Origin of the sequence: Pseudomonas simiae (genome assembly GCF_900111895.1) — a bacterium.
Lineage (GTDB): Bacteria > Pseudomonadota > Gammaproteobacteria > Pseudomonadales > Pseudomonadaceae > Aquipseudomonas > Aquipseudomonas simiae.
Map to the genome: position 1 here is coordinate 655,153 of NZ_FOKB01000003.1, position 18,831 is coordinate 673,983.

18 protein-coding genes are annotated in these 18,831 nt (G+C 61.5%); 8 read left to right on the plus strand and 10 right to left on the minus strand.

Going from position 1 to position 18,831, the window contains the following annotated elements:
• Position 1: 1 nt before the first annotated feature.
• Positions 2-2,281, plus strand: a complete 2,280-nt coding sequence (locus BMZ57_RS13055; RefSeq protein ID WP_069672980.1) for a CHASE2 domain-containing protein — start codon at positions 2-4, stop codon at positions 2,279-2,281.
• A 181-nt stretch (positions 2,282-2,462) separates the two neighbouring features.
• Here BMZ57_RS13055 and BMZ57_RS13060 read toward each other — a convergent pair whose 3' ends face one another.
• The 4 genes from BMZ57_RS13060 to glyQ all read right to left on the minus strand — a co-directional run bounded on the left by BMZ57_RS13060 (position 2,463) and on the right by glyQ (position 6,859).
• Positions 2,463-3,233, minus strand: coding sequence for a lysophospholipid acyltransferase family protein (locus BMZ57_RS13060; RefSeq protein ID WP_021491429.1), 771 nt, complete (start codon positions 3,231-3,233; stop codon positions 2,463-2,465).
• Positions 3,234-3,315: 82 nt separating this feature from the next.
• Positions 3,316-3,852: a D-glycero-beta-D-manno-heptose 1,7-bisphosphate 7-phosphatase gene (gene gmhB / locus BMZ57_RS13065; RefSeq protein ID WP_021491428.1), complete on the minus strand. Its 537-nt coding sequence runs from the start codon at positions 3,850-3,852 to the stop codon at positions 3,316-3,318.
• A gap of 2 nt (positions 3,853-3,854) precedes the next feature.
• Positions 3,855-5,909 carry a glycine--tRNA ligase subunit beta gene (glyS, locus tag BMZ57_RS13070; protein WP_010207731.1) on the minus strand — a complete coding sequence of 685 codons (2,055 nt, stop codon included), beginning with the start codon at positions 5,907-5,909 and terminating at the stop codon, positions 3,855-3,857.
• Positions 5,906-6,859, minus strand: a complete 954-nt coding sequence (gene glyQ / locus BMZ57_RS13075; protein WP_003187265.1) for a glycine--tRNA ligase subunit alpha — start codon at positions 6,857-6,859, stop codon at positions 5,906-5,908. The genes glyS and glyQ overlap by 4 nt, the downstream gene beginning before the upstream one ends.
• 81 nt (positions 6,860-6,940) lie before the next feature.
• On the opposite strand from glyQ, the gene BMZ57_RS13080 reads away from it, so the two are divergent.
• A complete protein-coding gene (locus BMZ57_RS13080; protein WP_010207732.1) occupies positions 6,941-7,498 on the plus strand; it encodes a DNA-3-methyladenine glycosylase I in 558 nt (185 codons plus the stop codon).
• A 40-nt stretch (positions 7,499-7,538) separates the two neighbouring features.
• Positions 7,539-8,426: a lysophospholipid acyltransferase gene (locus BMZ57_RS13085; RefSeq protein ID WP_010207733.1), complete on the plus strand. Its 888-nt coding sequence runs from the start codon at positions 7,539-7,541 to the stop codon at positions 8,424-8,426.
• Between the two features lie 136 nt (positions 8,427-8,562).
• Here BMZ57_RS13085 and BMZ57_RS13095 read toward each other — a convergent pair whose 3' ends face one another.
• From BMZ57_RS13095 to def, 5 genes are all read right to left on the minus strand, one after another.
• Entirely contained in the window at positions 8,563-8,874 is a 312-nt protein-coding gene (locus tag BMZ57_RS13095; RefSeq protein ID WP_010207734.1) for a hypothetical protein, read from the minus strand.
• A 17-nt stretch (positions 8,875-8,891) separates the two neighbouring features.
• On the minus strand, positions 8,892-10,265 hold the full coding sequence (gene trkA, locus BMZ57_RS13100; protein ID WP_010207735.1) for a Trk system potassium transporter TrkA: 1,374 nt from the start codon (positions 10,263-10,265) through the stop codon (positions 8,892-8,894).
• A gap of 21 nt (positions 10,266-10,286) precedes the next feature.
• Positions 10,287-11,597, minus strand: coding sequence for a 16S rRNA (cytosine(967)-C(5))-methyltransferase RsmB (gene rsmB, locus BMZ57_RS13105; protein WP_010207736.1), 1,311 nt, complete (start codon positions 11,595-11,597; stop codon positions 10,287-10,289).
• Positions 11,594-12,547: a methionyl-tRNA formyltransferase gene (gene fmt, locus BMZ57_RS13110; RefSeq protein WP_010207737.1), complete on the minus strand. Its 954-nt coding sequence runs from the start codon at positions 12,545-12,547 to the stop codon at positions 11,594-11,596. Before fmt ends, rsmB begins: the two co-directional genes overlap by 4 nt.
• A 69-nt stretch (positions 12,548-12,616) precedes the next feature.
• Complete coding sequence (def, locus tag BMZ57_RS13115) at positions 12,617-13,123, minus strand: peptide deformylase (protein ID WP_010207739.1); 507 nt, start codon at positions 13,121-13,123, stop codon at positions 12,617-12,619.
• A gap of 135 nt (positions 13,124-13,258) precedes the next feature.
• Here def and BMZ57_RS13120 point away from each other — a divergent pair, with 135 nt between their 5' ends.
• The 3 genes from BMZ57_RS13120 (at position 13,259) to tsaC (ending at position 15,805) form a co-directional block, all read left to right on the plus strand.
• Complete coding sequence (locus tag BMZ57_RS13120; protein WP_044286388.1) at positions 13,259-14,035, plus strand: hypothetical protein; 777 nt, start codon at positions 13,259-13,261, stop codon at positions 14,033-14,035.
• A 63-nt stretch (positions 14,036-14,098) separates the two neighbouring features.
• Positions 14,099-15,193 (plus strand): DNA-processing protein DprA, encoded by a 1,095-nt coding sequence (gene dprA / locus BMZ57_RS13125; RefSeq protein WP_010207741.1) that lies wholly within the window; start codon positions 14,099-14,101, stop codon positions 15,191-15,193.
• Between the two features lie 54 nt (positions 15,194-15,247).
• Positions 15,248-15,805 carry an L-threonylcarbamoyladenylate synthase type 1 TsaC gene (gene tsaC, locus BMZ57_RS13130; protein WP_010207742.1) on the plus strand — a complete coding sequence of 186 codons (558 nt, stop codon included), beginning with the start codon at positions 15,248-15,250 and terminating at the stop codon, positions 15,803-15,805.
• Between the two features lie 130 nt (positions 15,806-15,935).
• Here tsaC and BMZ57_RS13135 read toward each other — a convergent pair whose 3' ends face one another.
• Entirely contained in the window at positions 15,936-16,913 is a 978-nt protein-coding gene (locus tag BMZ57_RS13135) for a quinone oxidoreductase family protein (RefSeq protein WP_010207743.1), read from the minus strand.
• A gap of 159 nt (positions 16,914-17,072) precedes the next feature.
• Here BMZ57_RS13135 and hemF point away from each other — a divergent pair, with 159 nt between their 5' ends.
• Both hemF and aroE read left to right on the plus strand, forming a co-directional pair.
• Positions 17,073-18,005 carry an oxygen-dependent coproporphyrinogen oxidase gene (gene hemF, locus BMZ57_RS13140; RefSeq protein WP_010207746.1) on the plus strand — a complete coding sequence of 311 codons (933 nt, stop codon included), beginning with the start codon at positions 17,073-17,075 and terminating at the stop codon, positions 18,003-18,005.
• Positions 18,005-18,823, plus strand: coding sequence for a shikimate dehydrogenase (aroE, locus tag BMZ57_RS13145; protein ID WP_010207747.1), 819 nt, complete (start codon positions 18,005-18,007; stop codon positions 18,821-18,823). The genes hemF and aroE overlap by 1 nt, the downstream gene beginning before the upstream one ends.
• Positions 18,824-18,831 lie beyond the last annotated feature (8 nt).

Here is an 18,831-nt window from a genome sequence, read left to right on the forward strand (position 1 = left end):
GATGATGCTCTGGGGCAAGGCCGAAAAACGTCAACCTACCCATGCTCAGCGGCTGTTCCACGGCCTGGTGCGTGAGTGGTTGTGGATTGGTTTATTGCTGTTGCCTATCACCGCCTACCTGTCGTTGAGCCCCGGCTTGGCCTTGAACAATCCGTTATACGACAGTTTGCGTCGCCTCAGCCCGCTGCCGGTCGACCCACGCATCCTGCTGGTGACGATCGATGACGCCAGTTTGAAAAAGCTTGGCCGATGGCCTTGGCCACGCGGCTTGCACGCCGACCTGATCGATCGCTTGAGCGCCGCGCAACCGGCGGGCATTTTGTTCGATGTGATCTTCAGTGAGCCCGGTGACCCCGCCAATGACAAACGCCTGGCCGAGTCGGTCTGCAACGCTGGCAATGTCTTGCTGCCTCTGGTGCGTGAAGGTGCTGCGAACTACAGCCAACCGGACGCACAGATGATGCCGCTGCTCAAATGTGCCAAAGGCGTGGGCCACATCAATGTTGAAGCAGACAGCGATGGCGTGGTCCGCAGCCTCTATCTGCGTGAAGGCCCGCCTGATGCCAAGGCGCCGCAATTGGCCTGGTTGGCCTATGAGATGAGTGGCGAGCTGTCTGAGATGCCGGGCGAGCCTCAGCAGTCGGTCACCCAGCAATGGCATCGCGAACATGCCATCCGTATCCCCTTCATCGCACCTCATACGCGCTTTCCCAGTGTGTCCTACGTCAGCGTCCTACACGGTGAAGTCGCGCCTGAGCGACTACGTAACCGCCTGATCCTCGTCGGCTCGACGGCTTCCGGCATGGGCGATCGTTTCGTCACGCCTCTTTCCTCCACGGTGGGCACCACAGCGGGTTTGGAGATACAGGCCAACGTGCTCAATGGTTTGCTCCAAGGCCGCAGCATCGTTGATCTACCGGGCTGGCTCGCCGCATTGATCGCTACCGCATGGGTGGCGTTACTGCTGGGGTTGCTGCTCTACCGGCCGCGCTATGCGCTGTGGATGACCCTGGGCTGCATGGTTGTCGCTTTGCTCGTGTCCTTGGCCTTGTTGCGCCTGGGCCACTGGTGGTCGCCTGCGGCCTGCCTGATTGGTTTGCTGCTCAGTTATCTGATCTGGAACTGGCGCCGCCTCAGCGTGATCCTCGCCTATTTCGGTTGGGAGCTGGCACGCCTGGACAATGAACCCAAAGTCCTACCCGAACGGCGCCGTGCACCCGCCAGCAAAGGCGATGTACTGCAGGCGCGTATCTTCGCCCTGGAGCAAGCCGTCAGCCGTACGCGTGACACACGACGCTTTATGGCCGATGGCCTGGAATGCCTGCCGGTGGCGACGCTGATTACCGATCCCATGGGCAATATCCTGCTGGCCAACCGCATTGCCCGCGAGGTGTTCGGTAATGAGCTGGTCACGCAGAACCTGCTGGAGCAGCTGGCCGACTTGGGCTACCCGCCGCTGCACAATGGCGTGCGCCCTGCCCTATCAGCGCTGGAGCTTGTAGAGTTCCGGGACATCCACCAACGCAGCCTGCGCATGGAGCTTGCGCCCTTGCTGCCGGCTGAAGGCGATGTCGCCCTCGGTTGGCTGCTGAGCCTGACGGATTTGAGTAAGGAGCGCGACGCCCAGCAACACCGCGAGACCATGTTGCGGTTCCTCTCTCACGACCTGCGCGCGCCCCATTCGGCGATCCTCGCGTTGCTGGATGTGCATAACGGTGAATCCCCGGTCTTTGCCCAGATCGAACAGCAGGTTCGCCGCGCCTTGGGCCTCACCGAATCCTTCGTGCAACTGGCGAAGGCCGAGGCTGACGGTTATCAGTTCCAACCGACGTTGTTCGCTATGTTGGTCATGGATGCCTTTGATCAAGTAGCGCTGATCGCCCAACTTAAAGGTATTCACCTGGTCCACGATTTGGATGAGGCCGATGAAGGCATGGTCTCTGCCGACCAGTCACTGCTCACACGGGCGTTGTTCAACGTGCTGGAGAATGCCATCAAGTATTCGCCTTCCGGGACGACCGTGAGGTTGAGGCACAGTAGCGAGCAGGGTTGGTTGGAATGCCGTATCAGCGACCAGGGCCCGGGGATTGCTGCAGAGGACCTGCCGGAGTTGTTCAACCAATACCGTCGTTTCGATTCGTCCCAAGGCAGTGAAGGACTGGGCTTGGGGCTGACGATGGTCAAGGCCGTGGTAGAGCGCCACGGTGGACGCATCAGCTGCGAAAGTGAGGTGGGGAAAGGCACCACATTCAGCCTTCGACTGCCGCTGCTGGACGACTGAAAAACGTACTTTTCAGTTGTGCATAAAAAACCGGTCGCAAGGACCGGTTTTTTTATGCGGAAAAAACTTATGCACCTTTTTCGTGATTTTATTATGTTGGGAAATATGTAATAAAATCAGATTCTTACAAGACGAAAAAGGCGATTCGCCAACAAACCGTGCACAGGTTATCCACAGATACTTAGATAACGGGCGTGTCGACTACAACCGGCTCCGGCGGCAGCGAACCCATGGCCCTCTGCTGTGCTTCATTCCAGGCCTGGGCACGGTCATTCAGCGCTGCAATGGCGCGGGGTCCTTCACCTTCGGCGTACATCGGTTTACCGATGACCACCGTGATGGTGCCTTCGCGCTTGGCCCAGCCCATCTTCGGCCAGAACTTACCGGCGTTATGCGCAATCGGTAGCACTGGCAGATGCGCATTGACCGCCAATGCCGTACCACCGCGTGAGAACTTGCCTACCGTGCCGAAGGGCACACGCGTGCCTTCCGGGAATATCAGCACCCAAACACCATCCTTGAGCAACTCGTCGCCCTTCTTGGCCACATGCTTGAGCGCAGCCTTGGGGTTGTCACGGTCGATGGCGATCGGACGCAACATGGCCATGGCCCAGCCGAAGAACGGCACATACAGCAATTCACGCTTGAGCACTTGGCTCAACGGCGAGAAGTACGCCGAGAGAAAGAACGTCTCCCAGGTGCTCTGGTGGTTCGACAGAATCACACAGGGCTGGTCCGGAACGTTTTCCGCACCCTTGACCTCAAAACGAATGTTCAGGAACACCTTGGTCAGCCACAACGCGCAGCGGCACCAATAAACGTTGATAAAGCGATAGCGCGCCTTGAACGGCAAAAAGGGCGCAATAAAAAAGCTCAGGGTGCACCAGAGAAACGAACTGGTGCCCAGCAGCAGGTAAAAGAAAAAGGTTCTGATGGCCTGCAAAATCGACATGGCGGCATTTACCGTTGCGGGACACGGCCCGCCTGCTAAAAGCGCACTCCCGAACACTCCTTGGTCAGGAAGTCGAGGGCGGCTAGTTGTTGATAAGTTCTGCGGCAACGGCCGCCAGATCGTCAAAAATCAAGGTGCCTACCGGCAGGTTTTTCGCCTGGGTCTTGTCGCCTTTCCCGGTCTTAACCAAAACTGGCTGAGAGTCGACGGCTTTAGCCGCCTCCAGGTCACCGAGGCTGTCCCCGACGAACCATATCCCAGCTAACGGCACGTTGTAATGTTCTGCAATGGTTTTCAACATGCCAGGCTTGGGTTTGCGGCAATCGCAGCCCTCATCCGGCCCGTGGGGGCAGTACACCACCAGCCCCACCTCACCGCCCTGCTCCGCCACCAACGTGCGCAAGCGCGTGTGCATGGCGTCCAGGGTGGCGATGTCGTAGTAGCCACGGGCGATGCCCGACTGGTTGGTGGCGATCGCCACCGTCCAGCCGGCTTTGCTCAACTGCGCAATGGCCTCGATCGAGCCAGGCAAAGGAATCCACTCCGCCACCGACTTGATGTAAGCGTCGGAGTCGTAGTTGATCACCCCGTCCCGATCGAGAATCAGCAGTTTCAACATGGTCAGCTCAGCGTCGAAATGTCAGCGATGTTGACGAACAAGCCACGCAGACGCGCCAGCATGGCGTAGCGGTTTTTCCGCACGCCGGCATCTTCGGCATTGATCATCACCGCCTCAAAGAACGCATCCACTGGCTCACGCAAGGTCGCCAGGCGAGCCAATGCTTCGGCGTAGTTGCGTTCAGCGATCAGCGGCTTCACGGCGTTTTCAGCCTTGGCGATGGCCGAGTTCAGCGAGAACTCCTTGGCATCCGCGAACAGGCCAGGGTCGACGTCGGCATTGCCCAGGCCTTCGGCCTTGCTCAGCAGGTTCGACACACGCTTGTTCACGGCGGCCAGGGCATCGGCTTCCGGCAGTTTGCGGAAGGCCTGCACGGCTTGTACGCGCTGGTCGAAGTCCAGCGCCGAACCCGGCTGCAGGGCACGCACCGACAGGTACACCGACACGTCCACGCCTTCGTCTTCATAACGCGCACGCAGGCGGTCGAACACGAACTCCAGCACTTGCTCGGCCAGGCCGGCCTGCTTGACCTTGGCGCCGAACTGGCCGACGGCAAACACCACGGCCTGGGTCAGGTCGAGGTCCAGCTTCTTGTCGATCAGGATGCGGAGTACGCCCAGGGCCGCACGACGCAAGGCATAGGGGTCTTTGCTGCCGGTTGGCAACATGCCGATACCGAAGATACCCACGAGGGTGTCCAGCTTGTCGGCGATCGCCACGGCTGCACCGGTCAGGGTGGTCGGCAGTTCAGCGCCGGCACCGCGCGGCATGTACTGCTCGTTCAGCGCCAGGGCCACATCGTCCGGCTCGCCGTCGTTGAGGGCGTAGTAGTAGCCGGCAACGCCTTGCATCTCCGGGAACTCGCCGACCATCTCAGTGGCCAGGTCGCATTTGGACAGCAGGCCTGCGCGCGCAGCCCAGGCGGAATCACCGCCAATGCGTGGCGCAATGTAGGCGGCCAGCTTGGAAACCCGTACGGCCTTGTCGTAGACGCTACCGAGTTTTTCCTGGAACACCACGTTTTGCAGGCGCTGGTTGAAGTCTTCCAGCTTCTGCTTCTTGTCTTGCTTGAAGAAGAACTCGGCGTCGGTCAGGCGCGGGCGAACGACTTTCTCGTTACCGGCGATGATCTGCTGCGGATCCTTGCTTTCGATGTTGGCCACGGTGATGAAACGCGGCAGCAACTTACCGTCCACGTCCAGCAGGCAGAAGTACTTCTGGTTGTCCTGCATGGTGGTGATCAACGCTTCCTGCGGTACGTCGAGGAAACGTTCCTCGAACGAGCACACCAGCGGCACCGGCCATTCAACCAACGCCGTCACTTCGTCGAGCAGGTTTGGCGGCACGATGGCGGTGCCTTCCTGCAGACGGGCCAGCTCTTCGGTACGCTTGCTGATCAACTCGCGACGCTCGTTGGCGTCAGCCAGCACGTAGGCAGCACGCAGGTCGGCGGCGTAGTTGGCCGGCGAGGTGATGCGTACGGCTTCAGGGTGATGGAAGCGGTGGCCACGGGAATCACGACCGGCTTTCTGGGCGAGGAGGGTGCAGTCGATGACTTGGTCACCGAGCAGCATCACCAGCCACTGGGTCGGACGTACGAATTCTTCCTTGCGAGCACCCCAGCGCATGCGCTTCGGGATCGGCAGGTCGTTCAACGAGTCTTCAACGATGGTCGGCAACAGGCTGGCGGTCGGCTTGCCGGTGATGACCTGGCTGAAACGCAGTTTCGGTCCGCTCTGGTCGATCTCGCTCAGCTCGACGCCACACTTCTTGGCAAAACCAAGGGCGGCCTGGGTCGGGTTGCCTTCGGCATCGAAAGCCGCCTGGCGCGGCGGGCCGTCGAGGTTGATGCTGCGGTCCGGCTGCTGGGTTTCCAGCGCGGTCAGCAACACCGCGAGGCGACGCGGTGCGGCGTAGACTTTCTTCGTTTCGAACTTCAGGCCAGCGGTCTGCAGGCCTTTTTCGATACCGGCCAGGAAGGCGTCGGCCAAGGTGTTCAGTGCCTTGGGTGGCAGCTCTTCGGTGCCCAGTTCAACCAGGAAATCTTGAGCACTCATTGTGCAGCCTCCAGCTTAGCCAACACTTCATCACGCAGGTCCGGGGTTGCCATCGGGAAGCCCAGCTTGGCGCGAGCCAGCAGATAGGCTTGGGCGACGGAACGCGCCAGGGTGCGTACACGCAGGATGTATTGCTGGCGCGCGGTTACCGAGATGGCACGGCGGGCGTCCAGCAGGTTGAAGGTATGGGAGGCCTTCAACACCATTTCATAGCTCGGCAATGGCAGCGGCTGGTCGAGTTCGATCAGGCGCTTGGCTTCGCTTTCATAGAAGTCGAACAGTTCGAACAGCTTGTCGACGTTGGCGTGTTCGAAGTTATAGGTGGACTGCTCCACCTCGTTCTGGTGGAACACGTCGCCGTAGGTGACTTTGCCGAACGGGCCGTCAGCCCACACCAGGTCGTAGACCGAGTCCACGCCTTGCAGGTACATGGCCAGGCGCTCAAGACCGTAAGTGATTTCGCCGGTCACCGGGTAGCACTCGATGCCGCCCGCTTGCTGGAAGTACGTGAACTGCGTCACTTCCATGCCATTGAGCCAGACTTCCCAGCCCAAGCCCCAGGCGCCCAGGGTCGGCGACTCCCAGTTGTCTTCGACGAAACGGATGTCGTGGACCAGTGGGTCCAGGCCCACGTGCTTGAGCGAGCCCAGGTACAGTTCCTGGAAATTGTCCGGGTTCGGCTTCAGTACCACCTGGAACTGGTAGTAGTGCTGCAGACGGTTCGGGTTTTCGCCGTAGCGGCCGTCAGTCGGGCGACGACTGGGCTGCACATAAGCGGCGTTCCAGGTTTCCGGGCCAATGGCCCGCAGGAATGTTGCGGTGTGGAAAGTGCCGGCGCCTACTTCCATATCGTAGGGCTGAAGTACCACACAACCTTGCTCGGCCCAGTATTGCTGGAGGGCGAGGATCAAGTCTTGGAAGGTACGCACGGCTGGCGTAGGCTGGCTCACAAAATTCACCTGTTACTTGGGCTGCGATTTAAAGAGCGGGAGTATACCCGATTCGGCCCTGCCACCACTCCCTGGAGCCTTATGCCACGCTGCTTTTGGTGTTCTGAAGATCCGCTGTACATGGCTTATCACGATCAGGAGTGGGGAACGCCGCTGCGCGATGCGCAGGGTTTGTTCGAGTTGCTTTTGCTCGAAGGGTTCCAGGCGGGCCTTTCCTGGATCACCGTTTTACGCAAACGCGAGCATTATCGAAAGGTCTTGTTCGGTTTTGATGCGCAGCGTCTGGCCCAACTGAGCGACGCCGAGATCGAAGCGCTGATGCTCGATCCGGGTATCGTGCGTAACCGCCTTAAACTCAATGCCACCCGCCGCAATGCCGCCGCCTGGCTGGCGCTGGAGGACCCGGTGGGGTTGCTCTGGTCCTTCGTCGGCGGCAAACCCAAGGTCAATCACTTCAAGGACCGCAGCGAAGTACCGGCGATTACACAGGAAGCTGAAGCCATGAGCAAAGCCCTGAAAAAAGCCGGTTTCACCTTCGTCGGCCCGACCATTTGCTACGCGTTCATGCAGGCCTCGGGCATGGTCATGGACCACACTCAGGACTGCGACCGTTACGCGGACCTGGCCAACGCCGGTTAGAATGCCGGCTTTGCGCACCACACACGATCAGGAGTGACCTGTGGAAAAGTTGAAAGGCGCCTTGCTGGTAGGCGCTCTCCGGTTATTTGCCCTGCTGCCCTGGCGCGCCGTTCAGGCCGTCGGCACCGCGATTGGCTGGATCATGTGGAAAACCCCCAACCGTTCCCGTGACACGGTGCGGATCAACCTGTCCAAGTGCTTCCCGGACATGGACCCCGCGGAGCGCGAAGCGCTGGTCGGCCGCAGCCTGATGGACATCGGCAAGTCCCTGACCGAAAGCGCCTGCGCCTGGATCTGGCCGGCCCAGCGTTCCATCGACCTGGTGCGTGAAGTCGAAGGCCTGGAAGTGCTGCACGAAGCCCTCGCCTCAGGCAAAGGCGTGGTTGGCATCACCAGCCACCTGGGTAACTGGGAAGTGCTGAACCACTTCTATTGCAGCCAGTGCAAACCGATCATTTTCTACCGCCCACCCAAGCTCAAGGCGGTGGATGAGTTACTGCGAAAACAGCGCGTGCAGTTGGGCAACCGCGTGGCCGCGTCGACCAAGGAAGGCATCCTCAGTGTGATCAAGGAAGTGCGCAAAGGCGGCCAGGTGGGAATCCCGGCCGATCCCGAGCCGGCGGAATCCGCGGGGATCTTCGTGCCGTTCTTCGCCACCCAGGCGCTGACCAGCAAGTTCGTGCCGAACATGCTCGCCGGCCACAAGGCGGTGGGCGTGTTCCTGCATGCGCTGCGGCTGCCGGACGGTTCGGGTTACAAAGTGATTTTGGAAGCGGCGCCGGAAGACATGTACAGCACCGACACCGCCACGTCCTGCGCCGCGATGAGCAAGGTGGTGGAGCGTTATGTCGGCGCTTATCCGAGCCAGTACATGTGGAGCATGAAGCGCTTCAAGAAACGCCCGCCGGGTGAGGCGCGGTGGTATTGATTCCATACTGACTCCGGTTCGCCGCGAAACCCATGTGGGAGCGGGCTTGCTCGCGAAAGCGGTATGTCAGTCACTGAATGTGACGCTGATACACCGCTTTCGCGAGCAAGCCCGCTCCCCCATTGTTGATCGCCATTCACCCCTGGCGGTCGAGTTTTTTCAGGAACACGGTCATCTCTTTTTCGGCCTGTTTGTCGCCATGGGCCTGGGCGGCTTCTATGCCCTTCTGCCACGCCAGCCGCGCCGCAGCACTATCCCCCAGTCCCTGATGCGCCTTGCCCAGCAGCTTCCACGCCGCTGAATACTTCGGGTCGAACTCGACGCACTTGTGCAGATGCTCCGCTGCCTTGGCGTTGTCTTTCAGGTCCAGATAACCCTTGCCCAAACCAAAGCGCAGCAGGGAATTATCCGCACCTTTGGCGAGCATTTTTTCCAGGGACTCCAGCATCGGTTCTCTCCGTTCGATCAGAAAAAGCTCAGGCCCACGTGGAACAGTTTCTCCACATCGCGGATATGTTTCTTGTCCACCAGGAACAGGATCACATGGTCCCCGGTTTCGATCACTGTATCGTCGTGGGCAATGATCACTTCTTCGTCACGAATGATCGCGCCAATGGTGGTGCCCGGCGGCAAGCCGATATCGCGGATGGCCTTGCCGATCACTTTGCTCGACTTTGAGTCACCATGGGCAATCGCCTCGATGGCTTCCGCCGCACCCCGGCGCAGGGAGTGCACGCTGACGATATCGCCACGGCGCACGTGGGCCAGCAAGGTGCCGATGGTGGCCAACTGGGGGCTGATGGCGATGTCGATATCGCCGCCCTGGATCAGGTCCACATAAGCCGGGTTGTTGATGATGGTCATCACCTTCTTCGCCCCCAGCCGCTTGGCCAGCAGGGAAGACATAATGTTGGCTTCGTCATCGTTGGTGAGGGCCAGGAAGATATCGGCGTCGGCGATATTCTCTTCCATCAGCAGGTCGCGGTCCGAGGCACTGCCCTGGAGTACGACCGTGCTGTCGAGGGTGTCGGACAAATGCCGGCAGCGTGCCGGGCTCATCTCGATGATCTTCACCTGGTAGCGGCTTTCGATGGCTTCGGCCAAACGCTCGCCGATTTGCCCGCCGCCGGCGATGACGATGCGTTTATAGGTCTCGTCGAGGCGGCGCATTTCGCTCATGACTGCACGAATATTCGCTTTGGCAGCGATGAAAAACACTTCGTCGTCGGCCTCGATCACCGTATCGCCCTGGGGCAGGATCGGACGGTCACGCCGGAAAATCGCCGCTACGCGGGTTTCCACATTCGGCATGTGCTCACGCAACTGGCGCAGCTGCTGGCCCACCAGCGGGCCGCCGTAATAGGCCTTCACCGCGACCAGCTGCGCCTTGCCGCCGGCGAAGTCGATCACCTGCAGGGCGCCCGGAATTTCGATCAAGCGCTTGATGTAGTGGGTGACCACTTGTTCCGGGCTGATCAGCACGTCGACGGGAATCGCGTCGTTGTCGAACAGCCCGGCGCGGGTCAGGTAGGCCGCTTCGCGCACACGGGCGATTTTGGTCGGGGTGTGGAACAGAGTATGGGCAACCTGGCAGGCGACCATGTTGGTTTCGTCGCTGTTGGTCACGGCCACCAGCATGTCTGCGTCGTCGGCACCGGCCTGGCGCAGCACTGTCGGGAACGATGCGCGGCCTTGTACGGTGCGGATGTCGAGGCGGTCGCCAAGGTTGCGCAGACGCTCGCTGTCAGTGTCGACCACGGTGATGTCGTTGGCTTCGCTGGCCAAATGTTCAGCCAGCGTGCCGCCGACCTGCCCTGCCCCAAGGATGATGATTTTCATCCGGTCACTCCCTTAAATCATTCAGCCGCGCGCGGCGGCGATCTTGATCAGTTTGGCGTAGTAGAAGCCATCGTGTCCGCCTTCTTGCGCAAGCAATTGGCGGCCGTGGGGCTGCCTGATGCCGGCCGTGGTGGCGAGGTCCAGCTCCCGCGCGCCGCTGGTGCGGGCGAGGAAGGCTTCGATCACCTCGGTGTTCTCTGTCGGCAAGGTCGAACAGGTGGCGTAGAGCAGGATGCCGCCGACTTCCAGGGTGGGCCACAGGGCGTCGAGCAACTCGCCCTGCAGCACGGCCAAGGCGGCGATGTCGTCGGGTTGGCGGGTGAGCTTGATGTCCGGGTGGCGGCGGATCACGCCTGTGGCGGAGCACGGCGCATCGAGCAGGATGCGCTGGAACGGTTTGCCGTCCCACCACGTGGCGGTGTCACGACCGTCGGCCGCGATCAGCTCGGCGCTGAGGCCCAGGCGAGCCAGGTTCTCGCGCACGCGCACCAGGCGCTTGGCTTCCAGGTCGACGGCAACTACACCGACCAGGTCTTTTTCGACTTCCAGGATGTGACACGTCTTACCGCCCGGCGCGCAACAGGCGTCGAGTACGCGTTGGCCCGGTGCAAGGTCGAGCAGGTCGGCAGCCAGTTGCGCGGCTTCGTCCTGCACGCTGATCCAGCCCTCGGCAAATCCCGGCAGGCTGCGCACATCAGTGGCGGCTTCGAGCACGATGCCGTCGACGCTGTACACGCACGGCGTGGCGCCGATACCTGCGTCGGTGAGCAATTGCAGGTAGGCGTCACGGCTGTGATGACGACGGTTGACCCGCAGGATCATCGGCGGGTGCGCATTGTTCGCTGCGCAAATGGCTTCCCATTGCTCCGGCCAGAACGCCTTCAGGGACTTTTGCAGCCAGCGCGGGTGGGCGGTGCGCACCACCGGGTCGTGCTCCAGTTCAGCCAGCAGTGCTTCGCTTTCGCGCTGGGCGCGGCGCAGCACGGCGTTGAGCAGGGCCTTGGCCCAGGGTTTTTTCAGCTTGTCGGCGCAACCGACCGTTTCGCCGATAGCGGCGTGGGCGGGCACGCGGGTGTAGAGCAGTTGATAGAGGCCGACCAGCAGCAGCGCCTCGACATCCGCGTCGGCCGCCTTGAACGGCTTCTGCAGCAACGTGGCTGCCAGCGCCGACAAGCGTGGTTGCCAGCGCGCTGTGCCAAAGGCCAGGTCCTGGGTAAAACCGCGATCGCGGTCTTCGACCTTGTCAAGTTGGGTGGGCAACGAACTGTTCAACGACGCCTTGCCGCTGAGGACGGCGGCGAGAGCCTTGGCGGCGGCCAGACGTGGGTTCATTGGGCTACCACCCCAAGGACCGTGCCCAAGGCAAATTTCTCACGGCGGCTGTTGAACAAATCGCTGAAATTGAGCGCCTTGCCACCGGGTAATTGCAGACGGGTCAGACACAACGCCTGTTCACCGCAGGCGACCACTAGGCCGTCCTTGCTGGCGCCGATGATTTCACCGGGCGCGCCTTTGCCTTCGGCCAGGGTCGCGGCCAGCACTTTCAAGGCTTCGCCGTTGAGCGTGCTGTGGCAGATCGGCCATGGGTTGAAGGCGCGCACCAGGCGTTCAAGCTCCACGGCCGGGCGGCGCCAGTCGATGCGCGCTTCGTCTTTGTTCAGTTTGTGGGCGTAGGTGGCCAGGCTGTCGTCCTGCACGTCGCCTTGCAGGGTGCCAGCAGCCAGACCGGCGATGGCCTGGATTACAGCCGGTGGGCCCAGCTCGGCAAGGCGGTCGTGCAGGCTGCCGCCGGTGTCTTGGGCGGTAATCGGGGTGGTGACTTTCAGCAGCATCGGGCCGGTGTCCAGGCCTGCTTCCATGCGCATCACGGTCACGCCGCTTTCGCTGTCGCCGGCTTCCACGGCGCGCTGGATCGGCGCCGCACCGCGCCAGCGAGGCAGCAGCGAGGCGTGGCTGTTGATGCAGCCCAGACGGGGGATATCCAGCACGACTTGCGGCAGGATCAGGCCATAGGCCACTACCACCAACAGGTCCGGCTTCAGCGCCGCCAGTTCTGCCTGGGCTTCGGCGTTGCGTAGGGTCGGCGGTTGCAGCACAGGGATGTCGTGTTCCAGCGCCAGCTGTTTGACCGGGCTCGGCATCAGTTTTTGCCCACGACCGGCCGGGCGATCCGGCTGGGTGTATACCGCGACGATGTCATAAGGGCTGGCAAGCAGGGCCTTGAGGTGTTCGGCGGCAAATTCAGGAGTGCCGGCAAAAACTATGCGCAGTGGCTCGGTCATGGGAGGTCTCGGTTAAAAGCAGTCACAAAAGAAAAAGGCTTGCCGCAGCAAGCCTTTGGAAGGAGGGCATCAAGCTTGCTGGCGATGCTTTTTTTCCAGCTTCTTCTTGATCCGGTCGCGCTTGAGCGTGGACAGGTAATCGACAAACAGCTTGCCATTGAGGTGGTCGCATTCGTGCTGGATGCACACCGCCAGCAGGCCTTCGGCAATCAGCTCGAACGGCTTGCCGTCGCGGTCCAGGGCCTTGATCTTGACGCGCAGCGGGCGCTCGACGTTCTCGTAGAACTCCGGCACAGAAAGGCAGCCTTCCTGGTATTCGCCCATCTCGTCGGTCAGCGGTTCGAACTCCGGGTTGATGTACACCTTCGGTTCGCTGCGATCTTCCGACAGGTCCATGACCACGACGCGCAGGTGCACGTTGACCTGGGTCGCGGCGAGGCCGATACCCGGGGCTTCATACATTGTTTCAAACATGTCATCGACCAACTGACGAACCTTGTCGTCCACTACGGCCACCGGTTTGGCGATCGTGCGCAGGCGCGAGTCGGGGAATTCGAGGATGTTCAAAATAGCCATAAGCGTAATTGCTGCACATGTGAGGTAGAGGCAAATCGGCGTTGGGATGGACCCACACGACCGGTGTGAAACCCTTAAAAGCCGCTAAGGCCCAGGCATTTCACGCGAACGCACATAATAAAGGAGATTCACCCTATGAGGAAATCGCTACTCGTCTTGCTGCTGTGGGCCCCGTTTTCCATGGCCCTGCTACCCCAGCCCATCCAGCGTCTGGACCCACCGACACAACACGCTATCCAGCGCTTCCTGCTGCATAACCGCATTCTCGATACACCCCAGGACCTGGACAACGCGCCCTACATCGTCGCTGCCGATGCTGGCCGCGTGCTTGGCGCCAATGGCGAGCGGGTCCACGCCAGGGGCGACCTGGCGCCTTCCCAGCCGAATTACGGCATATTCCGACGTGGCAAGGTCTACACCGACCCGCAGACCCGAGAGCTACTGGGGATCAACGCCGACGACATTGGCACCGCCCGTTTCGTCACGGCGGGCGACCTCACCACCCTCGCTGTGCAGCGTGTCACCCAGGAGGTGCGTCCCGGTGACCGCTTGCTGCGTGCGCAAACACCCGTCGACCCGGCAGCCTTTGCCGTCACGCCAGCAACGCGCTTTATCAAAGGGCAGATCATCGATATCCCCAAGGGCGTGACCCAGATCGGCGTGCTGGATGCCGTAACCCTGAATAAAGGCCGTCGTGACGGCCTGGTCGAAGGCCAGCTGCTCAGCGTAATCAAGGCTGGCGCCACGGTACGCGACAGTCTGACGGGCACGCCGACCCAACTCCCTGATGAACGCGCGGGCACCCTGCTGGTCTTTCGCACCTACGAAAAACTCAGTTACGGCCTGGTCCTCAATGCCTCACGGCCACTGGCGGTAATGGACCGTTTCGAGACTGCCCATCAAACACAATAAATAGCCTGCTAAATAAGTTACCAACAGAGTTATCCACAGCTTGTTCCGGTCAAGGATGATCAGATGTATCCGATAAAAAACCACGAAATATCCCCCTCAGAACTGGAAGCGCGTCTACGCTTGCACAGGCTGCCGGAACTGGGTCCGAAGCGTTTTCGCTTGTTGATCGAGGCGTTCGGCTCTGCCTCAAAAGCCATCAGTGCGCCTGCCAGTGCCTGGCGTTCGCTCGGGTTGCCTTGCATCAGCGCCGATGCCCGACGCAGTCATGAAATCCGCGACGGTGCGAGCGACGCATTGGCCTGGCTGGCGCGTCCGGCCCAGCAATTGCTGATGTGGGACCAGCCGGACTACCCCGCACTGCTTGCCCAGATCGATGATGCGCCGCCACTGTTATTCGTCGCCGGTGACCCTTCGATCCTGGAAAAACCGCAACTGGCGATAGTCGGCAGTCGTCGTGCATCGCGCCCCGGCATGGACACGGCGGCAGCGTTTTCGCGCAGTCTGGCGAGCGCCGGTTTTGTCATCACCAGCGGCCTTGCGTTGGGCATTGACGGTGCAGCCCATCAGGCGGCATTGGATGTGGGCGGCCAGACAATTGGCGTGCTCGGCACAGGGCTTGAAAATTTTTATCCACAGCGCCACCGGCGGCTGGCGGCGGCGATGATTGACCAAGGCAGTGCCGTGGTTTCCGAGTTCCCCCTGGACGCGCCGCCCCAAGCGGGTAACTTCCCCCGACGCAATCGGATCATCAGCGGGCTGTCCCTGGGGGTGTTGGTGGTGGAAGCCAGCATGGCCAGCGGTTCGCTGATTACCGCGAAACTGGCGGCCGAGCAGGGGCGCGAGGTGTATGCGATTCCAGGCTCAATCCATCATCCCGGCGCCAAGGGCTGTCACCAGTTGATCCGCGATGGCGCGGTGCTAGTGGAAACTATCGAGCACATCCTGGAAGGGTTGCGTGGCTGGCAGGCATTGTCTCGTCCGGCGCCGATGCCGGTGGTCCACCCGCTGGTGGCGCTGCTGCACGCGGCGCCCCACACCAGTGAAGCCCTGGCGATTGCCAGCGCAAGGCCGTTGTCCCAAGTGCTGGCGACCCTGACGGAGCTTGAGCTGGAAGGCCAGGTCATCTGCGAAAGCGGGCGCTGGCTTGCGCGCCGCTAGGTTTTGTAAAGAAGATCGGTAAACTGCGCAGAGCTTTAGTCTGGAGAGTGAACAATGGTCAACCGGTGGCGTGTGCTGGAAACCGCACGAGAAATTCGCGCAGGCGCGGTGATTGCCTATCCAACCGAAGCGGTTTGGGGCTTGGGCTGCGACCCGTGGAACGAAGAAGCAGTGGACCGTTTGCTCGCCATCAAGAACCGTTCGGTGGACAAGGGCCTGATCCTGGTGGCGGACAACATCCGTCAGTTCGACTTTCTGTTCGAAGATTTCCCACAGGACTGGATCGATCGCATGGCCAGTACCTGGCCAGGGCCGAATACCTGGTTGGTGCCCCATCAGGACTTGTTGCCGGAATGGGTCACGGGTGTGCACGACACCGTGGCGCTGCGGGTGACTGACCATCCGCTGGTGCGGGACCTGTGTTCGCTGGTAGGGCCGCTGATTTCCACATCGGCCAACCCGCAGGGCCGTCCGGCGGCGCGCTCGCGGATTCGCGTGGAGCAATACTTCCGTGGCCAGGTGGACCTGGTGTTGGGTGGCGCCCTGGGTGGGCGCAAGAACCCGAGCCTGATTCGTGATCTGGTGACGGGTGAGGTGGTGCGGCCCTCCTGAGACCGAGTCGTGGCCTTCGCGAGCAAGCCCGCTCCCCCGTTCGATCGAGTTCCTCCAGTTGGAATCCGATCAACATCTGGGAGCGGGCTTGCTCGCGAAGAGGCCTCACTGACCCCGGAGAGCTATAGCCTTATGGCAGGAGAATGGTCGAACCGGTAGTCCGCCGCCCCGACAACTCGGTCTGCGCTTTGGCCGCATCCGCCAGCGCATACCGCTGGTTGATATCAATGCGCACCTTGCCGCTCTTGATCATCGAGAACAAGTCATCCGCCATCGCCTGCAGGTTATGTGGGTTGTTGGCGTAGGTCGCCAGGGTCGGCCGAGTGACGTAGAGCGAGCCCTTGGCTGACAGAATCCCCAGGTTCACCCCATCCACCGCGCCCGACGCGTTACCGAAACTTACCACCAGCCCACGCGGCGCCACGCTGTCCAACGAGGTCAACCAGGTGTCCTTGCCGACGCCGTCATACACCACCGGTACCTTTTTACCGTCGGTCAATTCCAGCACGCGCTGTGCGACGTTTTCCTTGCTGTAGTCGATGGTTTCCCAGGCGCCGAGGGATTTGGCCAGGGCGGCTTTTTCCGGCGAGCTCACGGTACCGATCAACTTCACACCCAGGGCCTTGGCCCATTGGCAGGCCAGCGAGCCCACACCACCGGCAGCGGCGTGGAACAGGATGGTTTCACCGGCCTTCACTGCATAGGTCTGGCGCAGCAGGTACTGCACGGTCAGGCCCTTGAGCATGGCGCCGGCGGCTTGTTCGAAGCTGATCTCGTCCGGCAGATGCACCAGATTGGCGGCCGGCAGCACGTGCAGTTGGCTGTAGGCACCCAATGGACCACTGCCGTAGGCCACACGGTCGCCAACCTTGAATTGGGTGACTTCGCTGCCGACCGCATCGACCACGCCGGCGCCTTCTGCGCCCAAGCCCGATGGCAGGGCTGGCGGCGCGTACAGACCGCTGCGGAAATAGGTGTCGATGAAGTTCAGGCCGATCGCCTCGTTACGCACGCGCACTTGCTGCGGGCCAGGCTCCGCTGGGGTGTAGTCCACATACTCAAGCACTTCGGGACCGCCATGGGCGCTGAACTGGATACGTTTTGCCATCTGCCTTCTCCTTGGGTCGAACTCGCGTAGCCGCCTATCGAACTCCTAAGCTTGATCTTCGTCAACTGCGGCGCAACCGGGTGCAGTGGTATCCTGTGCGCCCATTTGCCGCCGACGCCCAATGGCCTCGCGTAGCTTTGCCCGATTCAAGGTGATGCCATGACTACCCGCACCGAGGCTGTAAAGGCCTACCTGCTTGACCTGCAAGACCGCATTTGCAGCGCCCTGGAAACCTTCGAGACGGACACTCGCTTTATCGAAGACGCCTGGACCCGGCCTGCCGGCGGCGGCGGTCGCACCCGTGTGATCGAAAACGGTTCGGTGATCGAAAAAGGCGGCGTCAACTTTTCCCACGTGTTTGGCAGCGGTCTGCCACCGTCCGCCAGCGCGCATCGGCCTGAGCTGGCCGGTCGTGGCTTTGAGGCCCTGGGTGTGTCGCTGGTGATCCACCCGCACAACCCCCACGTACCGACGTCCCACGCCAACGTGCGCTTTTTCATCGCTGAAAAAGAAGGCGAAGAACCGGTGTGGTGGTTCGGCGGCGGCTTCGACCTGACGCCTTACTACGGCAACGAAGACGATTGCATCCACTGGCACCGCGTGGCCGAACAGGCCTGTGCGCCGTTCGGGCCGGACGTGTATTCGCGCTACAAAGCCTGGTGCGACACCTACTTCCACATCAAGCACCGCAACGAACCGCGCGGTATTGGCGGCCTGTTCTTTGATGACCTGAACGAGTGGGACTTTGACACCTGCTTCGCCTTCATCCGCGCCATCGGTGACGCCTACATCGACGCCTACCTGCCGATCGTGCAGCGCCGCAAGTCCACCGCGTACACCGAGCAGCAGCGCGAATTCCAGGAATTCCGCCGCGGCCGCTACGTTGAATTCAACCTGGTCTACGACCGTGGCACCTTGTTCGGCCTGCAATCGGGCGGGCGCACCGAGTCGATCCTGATGTCGCTGCCGCCGCAAGTGCGCTGGAGCTACGACTGGAAGGCCGAAGCCGGCAGCGAAGAAGCGCGTCTCACCGACTACTTCCTGCAAGACCGTGACTGGCTGGGCCTTGCCGCGCCCAAGGCGGCTGTCTGATGGACCGCTATGTCGTGTTCGGCAACCCCATCGGCCACAGCAAGTCGCCGCTGATCCACCGGATGTTCGCCGAGCAGACGGGCGAGCAACTGGACTACAGCACCCTGCTGGCGCCATTGGAGGATTTCTCCGGCTGTGCTCGTGAGTTTTTTCAACAGGGTCGTGGCGCCAACGTCACTGTGCCGTTCAAGGAAGACGCTTACCGCCTGGCCAACAGCCTCACCGAACGCGCTCAACGTGCGGGTGCGGTGAACACCCTGAGCAAGCTGGCCGACGGCAGCCTGCTGGGCGATAACACTGACGGCGCCGGCCTGGTGCGCGACCTCACGGTCAATGCCGGCCTGAACCTGCAAGGCAAGCGCATCCTGTTGCTGGGCGCCGGCGGCGCGGTGCGCGGCGCATTGGAACCGTTGCTGGCCGAACAGCCTGCTTCGCTGATCATCGCCAACCGCACCGTGGAAAAGGCCGAAATGCTCGCCGAGTTGTTCGACGATCTGGGCCCGGTGTCCGCCAGTGGTTTCGACTGGCTGCGTGAGCCGGTGGATGTGATCATCAACGCCACGTCCGCCAGCCTGTCAGGCGATGTACCGCCGATTGCCAGCAGCCTGATCGAACCGGGCAAGACGTTTTGCTACGACATGATGTACGCCAAGGAACCGACCGCGTTCTGCCGCTGGGCCACTGAGCATGGCGCATCCGTGGCGATGGATGGCCTGGGCATGCTGGTGGAGCAGGCGGCGGAAGCCTTCTACTTGTGGCGCGGTGTGCGTCCGGATTCTGCGCCGGTGCTGGCTGAGCTGCGCCGGCAGTTGGCTTGACGCTATTT